Annotated in this window: 22 protein-coding genes, 1 rRNA gene and 2 other annotated features; all 23 genes read left to right on the forward strand. The window is 44.9% G+C overall.

The annotated features are described in order from the left end of the window. Positions 1-55: 55 nt before the first annotated feature. The 23 genes from rrf (at position 56) to rplJ (ending at position 19,504) form a co-directional block, all read left to right on the forward strand. Positions 56-171 (forward strand): 5S ribosomal RNA (rrf, locus tag ACWJJX_RS18035). Between the two features lie 227 nt (positions 172-398). Further along, complete coding sequence (gene ctsR, locus ACWJJX_RS18040; RefSeq protein ID WP_003156396.1) at positions 399-863, forward strand: transcriptional regulator CtsR; 465 nt, start codon at positions 399-401, stop codon at positions 861-863. A 13-nt stretch (positions 864-876) separates the two neighbouring features. After that, on the forward strand, positions 877-1,434 hold the full coding sequence (locus ACWJJX_RS18045; RefSeq protein WP_003156397.1) for a UvrB/UvrC motif-containing protein: 558 nt from the start codon (positions 877-879) through the stop codon (positions 1,432-1,434). Beyond that, positions 1,434-2,525 carry a protein arginine kinase gene (locus tag ACWJJX_RS18050; protein ID WP_003156398.1) on the forward strand — a complete coding sequence of 364 codons (1,092 nt, stop codon included), beginning with the start codon at positions 1,434-1,436 and terminating at the stop codon, positions 2,523-2,525. The genes ACWJJX_RS18045 and ACWJJX_RS18050 overlap by 1 nt, the downstream gene beginning before the upstream one ends. After that, complete coding sequence (clpC, locus tag ACWJJX_RS18055) at positions 2,522-4,954, forward strand: ATP-dependent protease ATP-binding subunit ClpC (protein ID WP_007410388.1); 2,433 nt, start codon at positions 2,522-2,524, stop codon at positions 4,952-4,954. Before ACWJJX_RS18050 ends, clpC begins: the two co-directional genes overlap by 4 nt. A 93-nt stretch (positions 4,955-5,047) precedes the next feature. Next, the gene (gene radA / locus ACWJJX_RS18060; protein ID WP_454023181.1) at positions 5,048-6,427 is read left to right on the forward strand and encodes a DNA repair protein RadA; all 1,380 of its coding nucleotides are present in this window, start codon (positions 5,048-5,050) and stop codon (positions 6,425-6,427) included. Positions 6,428-6,430: 3 nt separating this feature from the next. Further along, positions 6,431-7,513: a DNA integrity scanning diadenylate cyclase DisA gene (gene disA, locus ACWJJX_RS18065; RefSeq protein ID WP_003156401.1), complete on the forward strand. Its 1,083-nt coding sequence runs from the start codon at positions 6,431-6,433 to the stop codon at positions 7,511-7,513. A gap of 113 nt (positions 7,514-7,626) precedes the next feature. Then, positions 7,627-8,727: a PIN/TRAM domain-containing protein gene (locus ACWJJX_RS18070; RefSeq protein WP_003156403.1), complete on the forward strand. Its 1,101-nt coding sequence runs from the start codon at positions 7,627-7,629 to the stop codon at positions 8,725-8,727. Positions 8,728-8,739: 12 nt separating this feature from the next. After that, positions 8,740-9,438 (forward strand): 2-C-methyl-D-erythritol 4-phosphate cytidylyltransferase, encoded by a 699-nt coding sequence (gene ispD, locus ACWJJX_RS18075; RefSeq protein WP_025650291.1) that lies wholly within the window; start codon positions 8,740-8,742, stop codon positions 9,436-9,438. After that, positions 9,431-9,907: a 2-C-methyl-D-erythritol 2,4-cyclodiphosphate synthase gene (gene ispF, locus ACWJJX_RS18080; protein WP_003156407.1), complete on the forward strand. Its 477-nt coding sequence runs from the start codon at positions 9,431-9,433 to the stop codon at positions 9,905-9,907. The genes ispD and ispF overlap by 8 nt, the downstream gene beginning before the upstream one ends. Before the next feature lie 91 nt (positions 9,908-9,998). After that, complete coding sequence (gene gltX, locus ACWJJX_RS18085; protein ID WP_015388783.1) at positions 9,999-11,450, forward strand: glutamate--tRNA ligase; 1,452 nt, start codon at positions 9,999-10,001, stop codon at positions 11,448-11,450. Between the two features lie 2 nt (positions 11,451-11,452). Beyond that, positions 11,453-11,686, forward strand: a binding site (T-box leader). 74 nt (positions 11,687-11,760) lie between these two features. Continuing rightward, complete coding sequence (gene cysE / locus ACWJJX_RS18090) at positions 11,761-12,414, forward strand: serine O-acetyltransferase (RefSeq protein WP_003156410.1); 654 nt, start codon at positions 11,761-11,763, stop codon at positions 12,412-12,414. Beyond that, on the forward strand, positions 12,411-13,811 hold the full coding sequence (gene cysS / locus ACWJJX_RS18095) for a cysteine--tRNA ligase (protein ID WP_003156411.1): 1,401 nt from the start codon (positions 12,411-12,413) through the stop codon (positions 13,809-13,811). Before cysE ends, cysS begins: the two co-directional genes overlap by 4 nt. 4 nt (positions 13,812-13,815) lie before the next feature. Further along, the gene (locus ACWJJX_RS18100) at positions 13,816-14,247 is read left to right on the forward strand and encodes a Mini-ribonuclease 3 (RefSeq protein WP_003156412.1); all 432 of its coding nucleotides are present in this window, start codon (positions 13,816-13,818) and stop codon (positions 14,245-14,247) included. Further along, positions 14,231-14,980 (forward strand): 23S rRNA (guanosine(2251)-2'-O)-methyltransferase RlmB, encoded by a 750-nt coding sequence (rlmB, locus tag ACWJJX_RS18105; RefSeq protein WP_003156413.1) that lies wholly within the window; start codon positions 14,231-14,233, stop codon positions 14,978-14,980. The genes ACWJJX_RS18100 and rlmB overlap by 17 nt, the downstream gene beginning before the upstream one ends. 6 nt (positions 14,981-14,986) lie before the next feature. Next, positions 14,987-15,499, forward strand: coding sequence for a ribosome-dependent mRNA decay endonuclease Rae1/YacP (rae1, locus tag ACWJJX_RS18110; protein ID WP_003156414.1), 513 nt, complete (start codon positions 14,987-14,989; stop codon positions 15,497-15,499). 62 nt (positions 15,500-15,561) lie between these two features. Continuing rightward, entirely contained in the window at positions 15,562-16,218 is a 657-nt protein-coding gene (gene sigH / locus ACWJJX_RS18115; RefSeq protein WP_003156415.1) for an RNA polymerase sporulation sigma factor SigH, read from the forward strand. Between the two features lie 85 nt (positions 16,219-16,303). Continuing rightward, a complete protein-coding gene (gene rpmG / locus ACWJJX_RS18120) occupies positions 16,304-16,453 on the forward strand; it encodes a 50S ribosomal protein L33 (RefSeq protein ID WP_003156421.1) in 150 nt (49 codons plus the stop codon). Between the two features lie 32 nt (positions 16,454-16,485). After that, positions 16,486-16,665 carry a preprotein translocase subunit SecE gene (gene secE / locus ACWJJX_RS18125; RefSeq protein ID WP_003156422.1) on the forward strand — a complete coding sequence of 60 codons (180 nt, stop codon included), beginning with the start codon at positions 16,486-16,488 and terminating at the stop codon, positions 16,663-16,665. A 164-nt stretch (positions 16,666-16,829) separates the two neighbouring features. Beyond that, complete coding sequence (nusG, locus tag ACWJJX_RS18130) at positions 16,830-17,363, forward strand: transcription termination/antitermination protein NusG (RefSeq protein ID WP_003156423.1); 534 nt, start codon at positions 16,830-16,832, stop codon at positions 17,361-17,363. A 167-nt stretch (positions 17,364-17,530) separates the two neighbouring features. Continuing rightward, positions 17,531-17,956 (forward strand): 50S ribosomal protein L11, encoded by a 426-nt coding sequence (gene rplK / locus ACWJJX_RS18135; RefSeq protein WP_003156430.1) that lies wholly within the window; start codon positions 17,531-17,533, stop codon positions 17,954-17,956. A 94-nt stretch (positions 17,957-18,050) separates the two neighbouring features. Continuing rightward, the gene (rplA, locus tag ACWJJX_RS18140; RefSeq protein WP_003156431.1) at positions 18,051-18,749 is read left to right on the forward strand and encodes a 50S ribosomal protein L1; all 699 of its coding nucleotides are present in this window, start codon (positions 18,051-18,053) and stop codon (positions 18,747-18,749) included. A 48-nt stretch (positions 18,750-18,797) separates the two neighbouring features. Beyond that, positions 18,798-18,940 (forward strand) — a sequence feature (ribosomal protein L10 leader region). A 63-nt stretch (positions 18,941-19,003) separates the two neighbouring features. Next, on the forward strand, positions 19,004-19,504 hold the full coding sequence (gene rplJ / locus ACWJJX_RS18145) for a 50S ribosomal protein L10 (RefSeq protein ID WP_003156433.1): 501 nt from the start codon (positions 19,004-19,006) through the stop codon (positions 19,502-19,504). Positions 19,505-19,534: the final 30 nt, after the last annotated feature.

Genomic DNA, 19,534 nt, shown 5'->3' on the forward strand with positions numbered 1-19,534 from the left:
ACCAATTTGAATGTATGCTTACTGTTATCTAGTTTTGAGAGAACACTCTCAATGGTTTGGTGGCGATAGCGAAGAGGTCACACCCGTTCCCATGCCGAACACGGAAGTTAAGCTCTTCAGCGCCGATGGTAGTCGGGGGGGTCCCCCTGTGAGAGTAGGACGCCGCCAAGCTATCATTACGGTAAAGGCAGCTCATCATGAGCTGCCTTTTTTGTGTTTTTCTGCATACGTTATATAATATGAGAAACGTAACGATATGCCTTTTTGCAAAAGCAGGTTTTATGCTTGTGCAAAGTGGAAATAATAGAGATAGAGCGATACAGTTGAAAAATTTTGCGAAACACCTTATAGTAAGATTAAAGTCAAATATAGTCAAAGTCAATAAAGGAGGGGGTTGAGTGGGACATAATATTTCTGACATCATTGAACAGTACTTGAAACAAGTATTAGATCAAAATGGCAAAGAAATTTTAGAGATCAAACGCAGTGAAATCGCTGATAAATTTCAATGTGTTCCTTCCCAAATAAATTATGTCATCAACACCAGATTTACAAGTGAAAGAGGATATATTGTTGAAAGTAAACGGGGAGGCGGCGGTTATATTCGTATTATCAAAATTAAAATGAATAACGAAGTCGTCCTCATCAATAATATTATTTCGCAGATCCATACCCACTTGTCCCAGGCAGCCTCTGATGACATTATTCTCAGACTGTTAGAGGACGGAGTTATTTCGGAAAGAGAAGCTAAAATGATGGTGAGTGTAATGGATCGTTCAGTTCTATATATTGATTTGCCCGAACGGGATGAACTAAGAGCCAGAATGATGAAAGCAATGCTCACATCTTTAAAACTAAAGTAAGCGGGTGAAAAGATTGATTTGTCAAGAATGCAATGAGAGACCGGCCACTTTTCACTTTACGAAAGTTGTTAATGGAGAAAAACAAGAAGTTCATATTTGTGAACAATGTGCAAAAGAAAATAGCGATTCATACAGTATAAGTGGAAACCAAGGGTTCTCGATTCATAATTTATTATCAGGGCTGCTGAATATGGAGTCCTCATTTCAAAACACCGGTTCTCAAATGTTCGGCTACTCAGAGCAAGGCACAGCTTGTAAGAAATGCGGTATGACGTTTCAGCAGCTGAGAAAAACAGGGCGTTTCGGCTGTGCGGAATGTTACGATACGTTCTACAGCCAAATTACGCCGATCTTGCGAAAAGTTCACAGCGGGAATACGGTGCATGCCGGGAAAATTCCAAAACGAATAGGCGGAAACCTGCATGTAAGACGGCAAATGGAAATGTTAAAAAAAGAACTTGAATCTTTAATACACCACGAAGAGTTTGAAAGAGCAGCGGAGGTCAGGGATCAGATCCGATCGTTAGAGCAGGAATTAAAAAGTACAGACAGTGAGGGGGAACAAGGGTAATGTCGCTCAAGCATTTTATTCAGGACGCACTAAGCAATTGGATGAAGCAAAAGGGACCTGAAAGTGACATTGTACTCAGCAGCCGTATACGGTTGGCCCGAAACTTTGAAAATATAAAGTTTCCCGCCCGGTATACGAATGAAGAAGCCTCATCCATCATTCAGCAATTCGAAGATCATTTTTCAGGTAAGGAACTGCCTGATATCGGTCAATTTCATTTAATCAGAATGAGTGAAGCTCAGCCTTTGGAAAAACGGGTGCTGATGGAGAAACATCTGATCAGCCCGAATTTAACGGAATCTCCTTTTGGCGGCTGTCTGCTTTCTGAAAATGAAGAAGTCAGCATTATGTTAAATGAAGAAGATCATATCAGAATTCAATGCCTCTTCCCCGGCTTCCAGCTTCTCAACGCCATAAAAGCGGCAAACCAGGTTGATGACTGGATTGAGGAGAAAGTGGATTACGCCTTTGGAGAGAAGAGAGGGTACTTAACAAGCTGTCCTACAAATGTAGGGACGGGACTAAGGGCTTCAGTCATGATGCATTTGCCGGGCCTTGTATTAACTAGGCAAATGAATCGAATTATACCGGCAATTAACCAATTAGGCTTAGTTGTTAGAGGAATTTACGGTGAAGGCAGCGAAGCATTAGGAAATATCTTTCAAATTTCAAATCAAATCACACTCGGAAAATCAGAACAGGACATTGTAGATGATTTAAACAGTGTGGCTGCCCAGCTGATTGAGCAGGAACGTTCAGCCCGAGAAGCGCTTTACCAAACTTCGAAAATTGAATTGGAGGACCGGGTATTCAGATCTTACGGCGTTTTATCCAACTGCCGTATGATTGAATCGAAGGAAACGGCGAAATGCCTTTCTGACGTTCGGCTGGGGATAGACCTGGGGATCATCAAAGGGCTATCAAGCAATATACTTAATGAACTGATGATTTTGACACAGCCGGGTTTTCTCCAGCAATATTCGGGCGGTGCATTACGGCCGAACGAAAGAGACGCGAGAAGAGCGGCTCTTATCAGGGAAAGGCTGCATTTAGAAATGAGTGCAAATAGACAGGAGGATGATTCGATATGATGTTTGGAAGGTTTACAGAGCGAGCTCAAAAGGTATTGGCACTGGCACAGGAAGAAGCACTGCGCTTAGGCCATAACAATATTGGAACTGAACATATCTTATTAGGTCTGGTTCGTGAAGGAGAAGGGATTGCGGCTAAAGCACTCCAAGCACTCGGGCTCGGTTCGGATAAAATTCAGAAAGAAGTGGAGAGCTTAATCGGACGGGGACAGGAAATGTCTCAAACGATTCATTATACACCAAGAGCAAAAAAAGTCATTGAGCTCAGCATGGATGAAGCTAGAAAGCTAGGACATTCTTATGTGGGAACAGAACACATACTTCTCGGATTGATTCGTGAAGGAGAAGGCGTGGCGGCGAGAGTTCTGAATAATCTCGGTGTCAGCTTGAATAAAGCGAGACAGCAAGTGCTGCAGCTTCTGGGAAGCAATGAGACGGGATCTTCTGCATCCGGTACCAACAGCAATGCAAACACGCCGACGCTTGACAGTCTGGCGCGTGATTTAACTGCGATTGCGAAGGAAGACAGTCTTGATCCGGTTATCGGGCGAAGCAAAGAAATTCAGCGTGTTATTGAGGTATTAAGCCGCAGAACGAAAAATAATCCCGTTCTTATCGGAGAACCGGGTGTAGGTAAAACTGCGATTGCTGAAGGCCTTGCACAGCAGATCATCAATAATGAAGTGCCGGAAATATTACGTGATAAACGCGTAATGACATTAGACATGGGTACGGTTGTAGCCGGTACGAAATACCGCGGAGAATTTGAAGACCGCTTGAAAAAAGTAATGGATGAAATACGTCAGGCCGGCAATATTATTTTATTCATTGACGAACTGCATACACTGATCGGAGCGGGGGGAGCAGAAGGTGCGATTGACGCATCGAATATCTTAAAACCTTCACTGGCCCGCGGAGAGCTTCAATGCATCGGTGCCACAACGCTTGATGAATACCGTAAATATATCGAAAAAGACGCGGCTCTCGAGCGCCGTTTCCAGCCGATTCAGGTGGATCAGCCGTCAGCCGATGAAAGCATTCAAATTTTAAAAGGGCTCCGTGACCGCTATGAAGCGCATCACCGCGTATCCATTACCGATGAAGCGATCGAAGCCGCGGTTAAATTGTCCGACCGTTATATTTCTGACCGCTTCCTTCCGGATAAAGCGATCGATTTAATTGATGAAGCCGGTTCAAAAGTGCGTCTCCGTTCTTTCACAACGCCTCCGAACTTAAAAGAGCTTGAGCAGAAACTCGATGAAGTTCGCAAGGAAAAAGACGCTGCCGTTCAGAGCCAGGAGTTTGAAAAAGCGGCTTCCCTTCGTGATACAGAGCAGCGCCTGAGAGAACAGGTGGAAGACACGAAAAAAACGTGGAAAGAAAAACAAGGCCAGGAGAACTCCGAAGTTTCTGTAGAGGATATCGCGATGGTTGTATCCAGCTGGACCGGGGTTCCCGTATCTAAAATTGCCCAAACGGAAACAGATAAGCTTCTCAATATGGAAAGCATTCTGCATTCCCGCGTCATCGGCCAGGATGAAGCCGTTGTAGCCGTTGCAAAGGCTGTCAGACGTGCAAGAGCCGGACTGAAGGACCCGAAACGTCCGATTGGTTCATTCATCTTCTTAGGCCCTACAGGCGTTGGGAAGACAGAGCTGGCAAGAGCGCTGGCGGAATCCATTTTCGGTGATGAGGAAGCGATGATCAGAGTGGATATGTCCGAATACATGGAGAAACACTCGACTTCACGCCTTGTCGGTTCTCCTCCCGGATATGTCGGCTATGATGAAGGCGGCCAGCTGACAGAAAAAGTGAGAAGAAAACCTTACTCTGTCGTATTGCTTGATGAAATTGAAAAAGCGCACCCTGATGTGTTTAACATTCTCCTGCAAGTGCTTGAAGACGGACGCTTGACTGATTCAAAAGGACGCACTGTGGATTTCCGCAACACGATCCTGATTATGACGTCAAACGTCGGGGCGAGCGAGCTGAAGCGCAACAAATATGTGGGCTTCAATGTCCAGGATGAATCACAAAACCATAAAGACATGAAAGACAAAGTCATGGGAGAGCTGAAGCGTGCCTTCAGACCTGAGTTTATCAACCGGATTGACGAAATTATCGTCTTCCACTCCCTTGAGAAAAAACATCTTACAGACATCGTGTCGCTTATGTCTGATCAGTTAACAAAACGTCTGAAAGAACAAGATCTCTCTATCGAGCTGACGGATGCTGCAAAAGCAAAAGTAGCAGAAGAGGGCGTCGATTTGGAATACGGCGCACGTCCGTTAAGAAGAGCGATTCAAAAGCATGTGGAGGACCGGTTATCAGAAGAACTCCTCAGAGGCAATATTGATAAAGGCCAGCACATTGTTCTTGATGTTGAGGACGGCGAATTTGTCGTAAAAACAACTGCTAAAACGAACTAATATAGTGACAAACATGAGGCATACGTAAGCGAGTGTATGCCTCACTTTGTTATATAGAGAAATATTCGATAAGGAAGAGGTCTTACAACATATATGGCTAAATCAAAAACAAAATTCATCTGCCACTCATGCGGTTATGAATCCGCAAAGTGGATGGGAAAGTGCCCGGGCTGCGGGGCTTGGAATACAATGGTGGAAGAAACCATAAAAAAAGCGCCGGCGAATCGGCGGGCGGCTTTCTCCCACTCCGTTCAAACCGTCCAGAAACCATCACCCATTACATCAATTGAAACTTCAGAAGAACCCCGCGTTCACACAAAGCTTGAAGAATTCAACAGAGTGCTTGGCGGCGGCGTTGTGAAAGGCTCGTTAGTATTGATCGGCGGCGATCCCGGGATCGGAAAATCAACGCTCCTTCTCCAAGTATCCGCACAATTAGCAGATACAGCCGGCAGCGTGCTTTACATTTCAGGGGAAGAATCCGTGAAGCAAACGAAGTTGCGCGCCGACAGACTTGGCATCAACAGCCAAATGTTACATGTTTTATCTGAAACCGATATGGAGTATATTTCGTCTGCTATACAAGAGATGAAACCCGCATTTGTTATCGTAGACTCCATTCAGACCGTTTACCAAAGTGATATCACCTCAGCTCCCGGCAGTGTATCGCAAGTAAGAGAGTGTACGGCCGAATTGATGAAAATTGCGAAAACAAACGGCATACCTATTTTTATCGTCGGACACGTCACAAAAGAAGGATCGATCGCAGGGCCGAGATTGCTTGAGCACATGGTCGATACCGTTCTATACTTTGAAGGAGAGCGGCACCATACATTCCGTATTTTGCGGGCTGTAAAAAACCGGTTCGGCTCAACAAATGAAATGGGCATCTTTGAAATGCGGGAAGAGGGGCTTACGGAAGTGCTCAACCCTTCTGAAATTTTCTTGGAAGAGCGTTCTGCCGGGGCATCGGGTTCGAGTATCGTTGCATCAATGGAAGGAACGAGACCGATTCTGGTTGAAATCCAGGCGCTCATATCACCGACCAGTTTTGGAAACCCGCGCCGCATGGCTACAGGCATTGACCACAACAGGGTATCGTTAATTATGGCTGTGCTTGAGAAGCGGGTGGGTCTTTTGCTTCAAAATCAAGATGCATATTTAAAGGTCGCCGGCGGGGTCAAACTGGATGAACCGGCGATTGATTTGGCAGTAGCCGTCAGCATTGCCTCAAGCTTCAGAGATACACCGCCGAATCCCGCAGATTGCTTTATCGGTGAAGTGGGACTGACAGGAGAAGTCCGCAGGGTGTCAAGAATCGAACAGCGCGTAAAAGAAGCGGCGAAACTCGGCTTCAAGCGCATGATCATACCTGAGGCGAATGCAGACGGGTGGACAATACCAAAAGGGATTGAGGTTGTCGGAGTAGCAAATGTTGCTGAAGCGCTTCGTACTTCATTAGGAGGATCATAATAGATGGAAAAAGAGAAAAAAGGGGCGAAACAAGAGCTTGACCTGTCTGCAATTCTGCAGTTCGTTGCACCGGGCACCCCGCTCAGAGCCGGGATAGAGAATGTACTTCGGGCAAATACAGGCGGCCTGATTGTTGTCGGATACAATGATAAGGTAAAGCAAGTCGTGGATGGCGGTTTTCATATTAATACATCATTTGCGCCCGCTCACTTATACGAGCTGGCCAAAATGGACGGTGCCATTATTTTAAGTGATTCCGGCCAGAAAATTCTTTATGCGAATACGCAGCTTATGCCGGAGGCGACCATTTCTTCTTCAGAAACGGGAATGAGGCACCGTACGGCGGAACGGGTGGCGAAGCAGACCGGCTGTCTCGTCATCGCCATTTCTGAGCGCAGAAATGTCATTACGTTATATCAGGACAGCATGAAGTACACACTAAAGGACATAGGTTTTATTTTAACAAAGGCAAATCAGGCCATTCAAACGCTCGAGAAGTATAAAACCATTTTAGACAAAACGATTACGGCTTTAAACGCATTAGAGTTTGAGGAGCTTGTGACATTCAGTGACGTACTGTCTGTCATGCATCGGTATGAAATGGTGCTTCGAATAAAAAATGAAATCAATATGTATATTAAAGAACTCGGAACGGAAGGACACTTAATCCGTCTGCAGGTGATTGAACTGATTACGGACATGGAAGAAGAGGCGGCACTTTTCATCAAAGACTATGTCAAAGAAAAAATCAAAGATCCGTTCGTGCTGTTAAAAGAGCTTCAGGATATGTCCAGCTATGATCTGCTTGATGATTCCATTCTGTTTAAACTGCTTGGATATCCGGCTTCTACGAATCTTGATGATTATGTGCTCCCGAGAGGATACAGGCTGCTGAACAAAATTCCGCGTCTGCCGATGCCGATTGTTGAAAATGTGGTTGAGGCGTTCGGATTTTTGCCAAGCATAACGGAAGCCACTGTAGAAGAGCTTGATGATGTCGAGGGTATCGGCGAAGTGCGCGCCCAAAAAATCAAAAAAGGCTTAAAACGCCTTCAGGAAAAACACTATATAGATAGACAGCTTTAAGTATCGCTTAAACCTGTCGGAATCCGGGTATATTATTGTTAGTTTTTGTTTATTCTGAATTTGTAGGCTCTGACAGTCTGCTGAAAAAATGCTACTTAAAAGGAGGTGGAGGTATGTTAAAACGAATAGTTCAGGCGTTCTTCATTATTGTGGGCGGCGTTGTCGGTATCTTTTTAATACCTGAATTGTTTGTGCTGTCAAATATACAGGACATACCTTTAATAACAAACGCATATACGTCTGCTGCAATTGGTGCTATTATCTTTTTTCTCATCAGTATATGGACGACAGAATATGTGATTAATTGGGTAAAATGGATTGAAGATTCTTTGCTGAGAGCTCCGGTGCCGGATCTGTTATTCGGGAGTCTCGGATTGGTTTTTGGACTTATCATCGCATATCTCATTGTAAACGTGATTCCGCTGGACAATATTCCGTACCGTATATTCAGCACCATCATTCCGGTCTTTCTGGCTTTCTTTCTCGGTTATCTGGGCTTCCAAGTCGGATTTAAGAAAAAGGATGAACTGATCAGTCTTTTCTCCATTTCTGCAAGAATGCAGAAGAAAAAGGGAAGTGCTGATGAGGAGCAGGAAGAACAGGATAAAAGGCTGAAAATCTTGGATACAAGTGTTATTATTGATGGGAGAATTGCAGATATTTGTCAGACGGGCTTTTTAGAAGGCGTCATTGTCATTCCTCAATTTGTGCTGGAGGAATTACAGCATATCGCTGATTCTTCAGATGTTTTAAAACGTAACAGAGGACGCCGCGGACTGGATATCTTGAATCGCATTCAAAAGGAACTGGATATTACGGTTGAAATTTATGAAGGCGACTTCGAAGACATTCAGGAGGTTGACAGCAAGCTTGTCAAACTTGCGAAGCTGACTTCCGGCGTCGTTGTGACGAATGATTTTAATTTAAATAAAGTATGCGAGCTTCAAAAGGTTGCAGTACTGAATATTAATGACCTTGCAAACGCGGTGAAGCCGGTTGTGCTTCCGGGCGAAGAGATGAATGTGCAGGTGATTAAGGACGGGAAAGAGCATAATCAAGGTGTGGCTTACTTGGATGACGGCACGATGATTGTTGTGGAAGAAGGCCGCAATTATATAGGGAAACATATTGATGTGCTCGTAACCAGCGTACTGCAGACAGCGGCGGGACGAATGATTTTTGCCAAGCCCAAGCTGCTTGAGAAAGCTCTTTAAGAGGGAGTTCATATGGAGTATGTTGTCGTTATTCCGGCTGCCGGACAAGGAAAAAGGATGAAGGCCGGGAAAAATAAGCTGTTCATCAGCTTAAAAGGTGCGCCTGTTATTATGCACACACTGCGGGTTTTTGAAAGCCACGCACCCTGTCAGAAAATAATCCTGGTGATAAACGAGAGTGAACGGGAAGATTTTCGCCAGCTGCTGGCCCAATGTCCGATTCAGACGGAAATTGAGCTTGTTACCGGAGGTGCGGAGCGTCAGCACAGTGTATACGAAGGACTGAAAGTGATTGATAAGGAATCGGTCGTCCTTGTTCATGACGGAGCGCGCCCGTTTGTCACACATCAGCATATCGATAAGCTCGTTGAAACAGCAGAGGAGGCGGGAGCGGCTGTCCTGGCTGTTCCTGTGAAAGACACGATAAAACGGGCGGAAGGCTCCCGGGCTGCGGAGACCTTTGACCGTTCAAGCTTGTGGGCCGTTCAAACGCCGCAAGCTTTTCGTCTTTCTTTATTGAAGACGGCGCATATGGAAGCGGAAAACAAAGGCTTCTTAGGTACGGATGACGCCAGCCTCGTCGAGCGTCTTGATGGATATCAGGTGAGTATCGTTGAAGGCAGCTATACCAATATTAAGCTGACAACGCCGGATGACCTGATATTTGCGGAAGCAATCATGAAAGCGGAAAGTGGGAATCATAATGTTTAGAATCGGACAAGGATTTGATGTGCATCAATTAACGGAAGGCCGTCCTCTCATCATCGGCGGAATTGAAATTCCTTATGAAAAGGGGCTGCTCGGACATTCAGATGCTGATGTATTGCTGCATACAGTCGCAGACGCGTGTCTCGGAGCGGCAGGTGAAGGAGATATCGGCAAACATTTCCCGGATACTGATCCGGAATTCAAGGATGCGGATTCTTTTAAGCTGCTTCAGCATGTCTGGAACATTGTAAAAGAAAAAGGGTACGTACTCGGAAATATAGACTGCACGATTATTGCGCAAAAGCCGAAAATGGCGCCGCATATTGATGCTATGAGAAAACGGATAGCTGAAGGCCTTGAGGCGGACGTCTCTCAAGTAAACGTAAAAGCGACGACGACTGAAAAGCTCGGGTTTACCGGAAGAGCCGAAGGAATTGCCGCTCAGGCAACCGTTCTGATCCAAAAAGCCTGATCATTGTTTTGATGCCGGGTCTATTTGGTGGTAGAATAGATACATATATTCGGCTAGAGGCTACAGACGAGATGAAAGGAAGTATTTGAACATGGGAAATGAAGTACGCGTTCGTTATGCACCGAGTCCGACCGGACATTTGCATATCGGTAACGCCAGAACGGCGCTTTTTAACTATTTATTTGCCCGCAGCCAAGGCGGAAAGTTTATTATCCGGATTGAGGATACGGACAAAAAGCGAAATATTGAAGGCGGAGAGCAAAGCCAGCTCAACTATTTGAAATGGCTCGGCATGGACTGGGATGAAAGTGTGGATGTCGGCGGAGAATACGGCCCGTACCGCCAGTCTGAGCGTAACGACATTTACAAAGAGTACTATGAAGAGCTTCTTGAAAAAGGGCTTGCTTATAAATGTTTCTGTACGGAAGAAGAACTTGAGAAAGAACGTGAAGAGCAAATCGCCCGCGGGGAAATGCCGCGCTATTCCGGCAAACACAGAAACCTGACTCAGGAAGAGCAGGAGCAGTTTTTAGCCGAAGGCAGACAGCCGAGCATCCGTTTCCGCGTGCCGGAAGGGAAAATCATCGCATTTAACGATATCGTAAAAGGCGAGATTTCTTTTGAATCAGACGGCATCGGCGACTTTGTCATCGTCAAAAAAGACGGAACACCGACGTATAACTTTGCTGTCGCGATTGACGATTACTTAATGAAAATGACGCACGTGCTCCGCGGTGAGGATCACATTTCAAATACACCGAAACAGATCATGATTTTCCAGGCATTCGGCTGGGATATTCCTGTCTTCGGACATATGACGCTTATCGTAAACGAAAGCCGCAAAAAATTAAGTAAACGTGATGAATCAATTATCCAGTTTATTGAGCAGTATGATGAGCTGGGTTACCTGCCTGAAGCGCTGTTTAACTTTATCGGACTTCTCGGCTGGTCTCCCGTCGGTGAAGAAGAGCTTTTCACAAGAGAACAATTCATTGAAATTTTTGATGTAAATCGTTTGTCTAAGTCACCGGCTCTGTTTGATATGCATAAACTGAAATGGGTCAACAACCAATACGTTAAAGCGCTGGATCTTGATCAAGTGGTTGAGCTGACCCTGCCGCACCTGCAAAAAGCAGGAAAAGTCGGCACTGAGCTTTCTGCCGAAGAACAGGAATGGGTTCGTAAATTAATCTCTCTTTACCATGAGCAATTGAGCTACGGCGCTGAAATTGTCGAGCTGACTGATTTGTTCTTTAAAGATGAGATCGAGTATAATCAAGAGGCAAAAGCCGTTCTGGAAGAAGAACAGGTGCCTGAAGTGCTCAGCGTATTTGCTGCGAAGCTTGAAGAGCTTGAAGAATTTACGCCTGAGCTGATCAAAGCCTCAATCAAAGCTGTTCAGAAAGAAACAGGCCATAAAGGCAAAAAGCTGTTCATGCCGATTCGTGTAGCGGTTACCGGTCAGACACACGGTCCGGAGCTTCCGCAGGCCATTGAGCTGATCGGCAGAGAAACAGCCGTCAGACGCCTGAAAAGCATTTAAATATACGATTGTTGACAGGGAAGAGTATAAAACAATGACCATTACAGAAAGAATCTTCGTCGGCTGAGAGAGATTCATGCGTCATGTTTTAGAAGTGCGCCCTTAAGACCTTTGAAGAACATTTCTGCGGAAATCAGTATTTAAAGGCGGCCGCCGCCGTTACCGGCTTTTAAGTTGGGAAAACAGTGACTTGTTTTTCAAACAGAGTGGAACCGCGCGGTAAAAGCGTCTCTGTCATGTTTACATGCAGAGGCGCTTTTTTTATAGGCGGAAAAACAGACTGGAGCGGGGAGAGAATGGGGGGAAGCATGTGTTTTTTAAAATGCTAAAAGAAGACATAGATACAGTGTTCGATCAAGATCCGGCAGCAAGAAGCTATTTCGAAGTTGTTTTAACTTATTCTGGTTTACATGCTATATGGGCGCATCGGATTGCACATGCTTTATATAAACGGAGATTTTTCTTCCTGGCGCGCCTGATATCACAGATTGCCCGTTTCTTTACCGGAATTGAAATCCATCCCGGCGCGACCATCGGGAGAAGGTTTTTCATTGATCACGGTATGGGGGTCGTCATAGGGGAAACATGTGAAATCGGCAATAACGTGACGGTATTCCAAGGTGTCACTCTTGGTGGGACGGGAAAAGAAAAGGGAAAGCGGCATCCGACCATAAAAGATGATGCTTTAATTGCAACCGGAGCGAAGGTGCTCGGCTCTATTACGGTCGGGCAGGGCTCTAAAGTAGGGGCCGGCTCCGTTGTGCTTCGTGATGTTCCCGACTTTTCGACCGTTGTCGGCATACCGGGGAAAGTCGTCATTCAGAACGGAAGAAAAATCAAACGCGATCTCAATCACCAAGACTTGCCCGATCCGGTTGCTGACCGGTTTAGAGCATTGGAGCAGCAGATTTTTGAACTGCAGGCTGAACTGGAAGATAAAAAAGAAAGGATCAACCAAAAATGACCATTACACTTTATAATACATTGACACGGAAAAAAGAAACATTCGTTCCTCTTGAGGAAGGCAAAGTAAAAATGTACGTGTGCGGACCGACTGTATACAACTATATTCATATCGGAAACGCCCGTCCGGCGATTGTGTATGATACCGTACGCAACTATTTGGAGTATAAAGGATACGATGTTCAATACGTATCGAATTTCACCGATGTTGACGACAAACTGATTAAGGCGGCCAACGAGCTCGGCGAGGACGTCCCGACCGTTTCTGAACGGTTCATTAAAGCGTATTTTGAAGACGTGGGCGCCCTCGGATGCCGGAAAGCGGATCTTCACCCCCGGGTCATGGAAAACATGGACGCCATTATTGAATTTGTCAGCGAGCTGATTAAAAAAGGTTACGCTTATGAATCAGAAGGCGACGTCTATTTCAAAACAAGGGCCTTCGAAGGCTACGGCAAGCTATCTCAGCAATCCATTGATGAACTCAGATCAGGCGCGCGTATCCGTGTCGGCGAGAAGAAAGAGGATGCGCTGGACTTTGCGCTTTGGAAAGCTGCTAAGGACGGAGAAATTTCATGGGATAGCCCTTGGGGAAAAGGCCGCCCGGGCTGGCATATTGAATGCTCCGCAATGGTGAAAAAGTATTTGGGTGACGAAATCGATATTCACGCCGGCGGTCAGGACCTGACATTCCCGCACCATGAAAACGAAATCGCGCAATCTGAAGCATTAACAGGCAAGACATTCGCAAAATACTGGCTTCATAACGGATATATCAATATCGATAATGAGAAAATGTCAAAATCGCTCGGCAACTTTGTTTTGGTGCACGATATCATTAAGCAATATGACCCGCAGCTTTTGAGATTTTTCATGCTGTCCGTTCATTACCGCCACCCGATCAACTATTCGGAAGAGCTGCTTGAGAAAACAAAAAACGCGTTTAACCGCCTGAAGACGGCATACAGTAATTTAAACCATCGTTTGATTAGCAGCACGAATCTGACTGACAATGATGAGGAATGGCTCGCTAAAATCGAAGAGCACCGCACTGCGTTTGAAGAAGCAATGGATGATGATTTTAATACGGCGAATGCGATTTCCGTTTGGTTTGATCTGGCGAAGCTCGCCAATTACTACATGCAGGAAGACAATACGGCGGATCACGTGATTAAAGCCTTTATCAGCATGTTTGACAGAATCGGATCCGTTCTCGGACTTACACTCGGCGAAGAAGAGCTTGTCGACGAAGAGATTGAAGAGTTGATTGAGAAGAGAAATGAAGCCCGCCGCAATCGCGATTTTGCTTTGTCAGACCAGATTCGCGATCAGCTGAAAAGCATGAATATCATTCTTGAAGATACGGCCCAGGGAACTCGCTGGAAGCGGGGAGAATAAGCGGATGCTTCAATTTGAACAAATCAAAGATTCAAAGCAGTTAAACGGTCTTGCGCTCGCTTATATGGGTGATGCCATTTTTGAAATATACGTCCGGCATCACCTGCTTAAGCAAGGCTTTACGAAACCGAATGACCTTCATAAGAAGGCGAGCCGGATTGTATCGGCAAAATCACAGGCAGACATATTGTTCCGCCTTCAGGACGAATCCTTTTTCACGGAGGAAGAGGAAGCCGTGCTGAGAAGAGGCAGAAACGCGAAATCAGGGACGACGCCTAAAAACACAGATGTACAGACGTACCGCCATAGTACAGCTTTTGAGGCTTTACTCGGATACCTTTTTCTTGAGAAAAGAGAAGAAAGACTGAATCAGCTGATTGCTGAGGCTATACAAGTCGGGACGTCAGGGAGGAAAACAAATGAGTCAGCAACATGATTACGTCATAGGAAAAAACGCTGTGATTGAGACGTTAAAGTCAGATCGCAAGCTGTATAAGTTATGGATGGCGGAAAACACAGTAAAAGGACAGGCGCAGCAAGTTATGGAGCTTGCTAAAAAGCGCGGCGTCACCATTCAATTTGTACCGAGGAAAAAACTCGATCAGATGGTGGAGGGGCAGCATCAGGGTGTTGTCGCCCAGGTGGCGGCATATGAATATGCACAATTAGACGAATTATATAAAAGAGCGGAAGAGAGAAACGAACAGCCTTTCTTTCTCATATTGGACGAGCTGGAAGACCCTCATAATCTCGGTTCCATCATGAGAACGGCTGACGCTGTCGGTGCACACGGCATTGTGATTCCGAAACGCAGAGCGGTCGGACTGACGTCGACGGTCGCAAAAGCTTCGACCGGTGCGATTGAACACATCCCTGTCGTGAAGGTGACCAACCTTGCCCGGACACTTGATGAAATGAAGGAGCGGGGGATTTGGGTCGTCGGAACGGATGCATCCGCCCGGGAAGACTACCGCTCTATGGACGGCAAGATGCCTTTGGCGCTCGTTATCGGAAGCGAAGGCAGAGGAATGGGCCGGCTTGTGAAAGAGAAATGTGATTTTCTCATTAAACTTCCGATGGCCGGAAAAGTCACGTCTCTGAATGCGTCGGTAGCGGCCGGCCTTCTCATGTATGAAGTCTACCGGAAGCGCAATCCTTTAGGGGAATGAAGACAGATGGACATCCTGTTAGTAGACGGATACAACATGATTGGAGCTTGGCCGCAGCTAAAGGATTTAAAAGCGAACAGTTTTGAAGAAGCGAGAGATGTACTGATCCAGAAGATGGCGGAATATCAGTCCTACACGGGAATCAGAGTCATTGTGGTGTTTGACGCACATCTGGTAAAAGGCATAGAGAAAAAACAAACGAATCACAGAGTCGAAGTGATTTTTACACGGGAGAATGAGACGGCGGATGAGCGGATCGAGAAGCTTGCCCAGGCGCTGAATAATATTGCGACACAGATTCATGTCGCAACCTCCGATTATACGGAGCAGTGGGCGATTTTCGGACAAGGGGCTCTCCGCAAATCCGCCCGGGAGCTCCTGAGGGAAGTGGATACGATAGAACGGCGGATTCAAAGGCGGGTTTCAAAGATCACTTCTGAAAAACCACCGGGGAAAATCGAGCTTTCCGAAGAGGTTTTGAAAACGTTTGAAAAGTGGCGCCGAGGCGGTCTGGATTAGGTTGACGCTTTTTCGCCCATTAATGTATAATATTTCTATCTACGTGCGCCGGGGGGATCGCAGTGAATCTACAGAACAGCAAGGGAAAGTTCAACAAAGTGCAATTTTGCCAGTTGGAGGACGAGCAGGTCATTGAAAAGGTTCATGTTGGGGATAGTGATGCGTTAGATTACTTGATTACGAAGTACCGTAATTTTGTACGGGCGAAAGCAAGGTCTTATTTTTTAATAGGGGCCGACAGAGAAGATATTGTACAGGAAGGGATGATAGGCTTATATAAGTCTATCCGAGACTTTAGAGAGGACAAGCTTACTTCATTTAAAGCTTTTGCAGAATTATGCATTACCCGCCAGATTATTACCGCAATAAAGACAGCTACCCGTCAGAAACACATTCCTTTAAATTCCTATGTTTCTTTAGACAAACCTATTTTTGATGAAGAATCTGACAGAACACTGCTTGATGTCATTTCAGGCGCTAAAACGTTAAATCCTGAAGAGATGATTATTAATCAGGAAGAATTTGATGATATCGAAATGAAAATGGGAGAACTGCTGAGCGATCTGGAGAGAAAGGTGCTTGTTCTGTACTTGGACGGAAGAAGTTACCAGGAAATTTCAGATGATTTAAACCGACACGTAAAATCAATCGATAATGCCCTGCAGCGCGTGAAGCGCAAGCTTGAAAAGTATTTGGAAATAAGAGAAATCAGTCTGTAGCGGGTATCTGTGTCATATTGACAGAATTTTTCTGACTGTGCTATTTTATTAAGATAAATGATTGTTTAGGAAAAGGTGTAACGACATGAGAAAAAAGATTACGCTGGCATGCAAAACATGCGGAAATCGTAATTATACGACAATGAAAAGCTCTGCATCAGCGGCTGAGCGGTTAGAAGTTAAGAAGTACTGCAGCACTTGCAATTCACATACAGCTCATTTAGAAACAAAATAGTGTTCGCTTTTTAAATTGTGGAGGTCTTTTACATGCGCATGATGAGTTTCTTTAAAGATGTTGGGAAAGAAATGAAAAAGGTTAGCTGGCCTAAAGGCAAAGAGTTAACGCGCTATACGATCACGGTGATTTCAACGGTTATCTTTTTTGTTATCTTTTTTGCCCTCCTTGATACAGGAATTTCTCAATTAATTCGTTTAATAGTTGAATAATGATCAGCAATACGTGCTATAATAGATCATAATATCGTTTGCCAAAACCCGTTCAGCGGGTTTTTTATTGTGTTGAAAAAAGGATTCATAGGCTCTGAGCCTATTTTTTGTTTTACACTTCATTTTTAAATGCGGGGAGGGAAGGACTGCAGAGTCCTGATAGAATGGAAAAGAATTGGTATGTTGTTCATACGTATTCCGGTTATGAAAACAAAGTAAAAGCGAACCTTGAAAAACGTGTGGAATCAATGGGAATGCAGGATAAAATTTTCCGCGTTGTCGTCCCTGAAGAGGAAGAGACTGATATTAAGAACGGCAAGAAAAAAGTAGTCAAAAAGAAAGTGTTCCCGGGTTATGTGCTTGTTGAAATCGTCATGACTGATGATTCCTGGTATGTGGTCCGCAACACGCCGGGCGTTACCGGATTCGTCGGATCAGCCGGTTCAGGCTCAAAGCCGACTCCGCTTCTTCCTGGCGAAGCAGAAACCATCTTAAAGCGGATGGGCATGGATGAGCGGAAAACCGACATTGATTTTGAATTGAATGAGACAGTCAAAGTCATAGACGGACCTTTCGCCAACTTTACAGGATCAATTGAAGAGATTGATTATGATAAGAGCAAAGTGAAAGTATTCGTTAACATGTTCGGCCGTGAAACGCCGGTTGAGCTGGAATTTACCCAGATCGACAAATTGTAATGTGAAAAAACTTGAAATTGCTATATATTAATGATAATATAGCAAAGGTACGTCTTGGACTAATCCAAGGCAGCTAGCTTGATATTTCGTCATTCATATAAAGAATGAAACCTTGAGTGGGAGGGTTTACCCTATTACCACATCACGGACTTAAGGAGGTGTGTCTCGTGGCTAAAAAAGTAGTAAAAGTTGTAAAATTGCAAATTCCTGCTGGAAAAGCTAACCCAGCGCCGCCAGTTGGACCTGCACTAGGTCAAGCCGGTGTAAATATCATGGGATTCTGTAAGGAGTTTAACGCTCGTACAGCTGACCAAGCTGGTTTAATCATTCCTGTTGAAATTTCGGTTTACGAAGACCGTTCATTTACATTTATTACAAAAACTCCGCCTGCTGCAGTATTGCTTAAAAAAGCAGCTGGAATTGAGTCTGGTTCTGGTGAACCAAACCGTAATAAAGTGGCAACCGTTAAGCGCGATAAGGTTCGCGAAATCGCTGAAACGAAAATGCCTGACTTAAACGCAGCAGACGTTGAAGCGGCAATGCGCATGGTTGAAGGTACTGCCCGCAGTATGGGTATCGTTATCGAGGATTAATTTGTTTCTTGTCGGGTTGCGAGTTTTCACAAGTTCGCAACCCTTATTCGTGGGAGGTTATTCCGCTATAACCACATAAGGAGGAAATTTTAAAATGGCTAAAAAAGGTAAAAAGTACGTTGAAGCTGCGAAGCTTGTAGACCGTGCGAAAGCTTACGACGTCGCTGAAGCAGTGGCGCTTACTAAAAAAACAAACACAGCTAAATTCGACGCTACAGTTGAAGTTGCTTTTCGTTTAGGGGTTGACCCTCGTAAAAACGATCAGCAAATCCGCGGTGCAGTTGTACTTCCTAACGGAACTGGTAAAACTCAGCGCGTGCTTGTATTCGCTAAAGGCGAAAAAGCAAAAGAAGCTGAAGCTGCCGGTGCAGACTACGTCGGCGATTCTGATTACATCGCGAAAATCCAGCAAGGCTGGTTCGAATTCGATGTAATCGTTGCGACTCCTGACATGATGGGTGAAGTCGGTAAAATCGGCCGTGTGCTTGGACCAAAAGGTCTTATGCCAAACCCTAAAACAGGAACTGTTACATTCGAAGTAGAAAAAGCAATCGGCGAAATCAAAGCTGGTAAAGTAGAATACCGCGTTGACAAAGCTGGTAACATCCATGTTCCGATCGGAAAAGTTTCTTTCGAGGATGAAAAACTTGTTGAGAACTTCACAACAATGTATGATACAATCCTGAAAGCAAAACCGGCTGCGGCTAAAGGTGTTTACGTGAAAAACGTTGCCGTTACTTCTACTATGGGCCCTGGTGTCAAAGTAGACGCTTCTACTTTCAACGTAAAATAATATTTGACTTTAGATCAGCATTCTGATATGATTCAAAATGTTGTAAAATATAATATGTCATTTATACCGTAGACAGCAGGGGCCGTTGAGGCTTAATATCCTGCCGAGGTGTATATATATCACAGCTATTACGTTACGTATGCTTGTATATACAGCCTCCATGTCCACATGGAGGCTTTTTATATGAAATCGTCGTCACAGTCGTGATCACCTAGCGGTATAAGTGTTACACAAAATCTACAGGAGGTGTAACCATGAGCAGCGCAATTGATACAAAAAAAGTTGTTGTTGAAGAGATTGCTTCTAAACTGAAAGAAAGCAAATCAACGATCATCGTTGACTACCGCGGACTTAACGTTTCTGAAGTAACTGAACTCCGTAAACAGCTTCGCGAAGCTAACGTAGAGTTCAAAGTGTACAAAAACACAATGACTCGCCGTGCGGTTGAACAAGCTGAACTTGATGGTTTGAATGATGTCTTAACTGGACCGAATGCGATCGCATTCAGTACTGAAGATGTTGTCGCTCCGGCAAAAGTTCTTAACGAGTTCGCGAAAAATCACGAAGCTCTGGAAATCAAGGCGGGCGTTATCGAAGGAAAAGTATCTTCTGTTGAAGAAGTGAAAGCTCTTGCTGAACTTCCTTCACGCGATGGCTTACTTTCTATGTTGCTTAGCGTACTTCAAGCTCCAGTTCGCAACCTTGCACTTGCAGCTAAAGCAGTTGCAGACCAAAAGGAAGAACAAGGCGCTTAATCTGATTTTACCCTAAAATAAAACAAATGG

The sequence above is a fragment of the Bacillus sp. YH3-2-B2 genome (assembly GCF_053663335.1).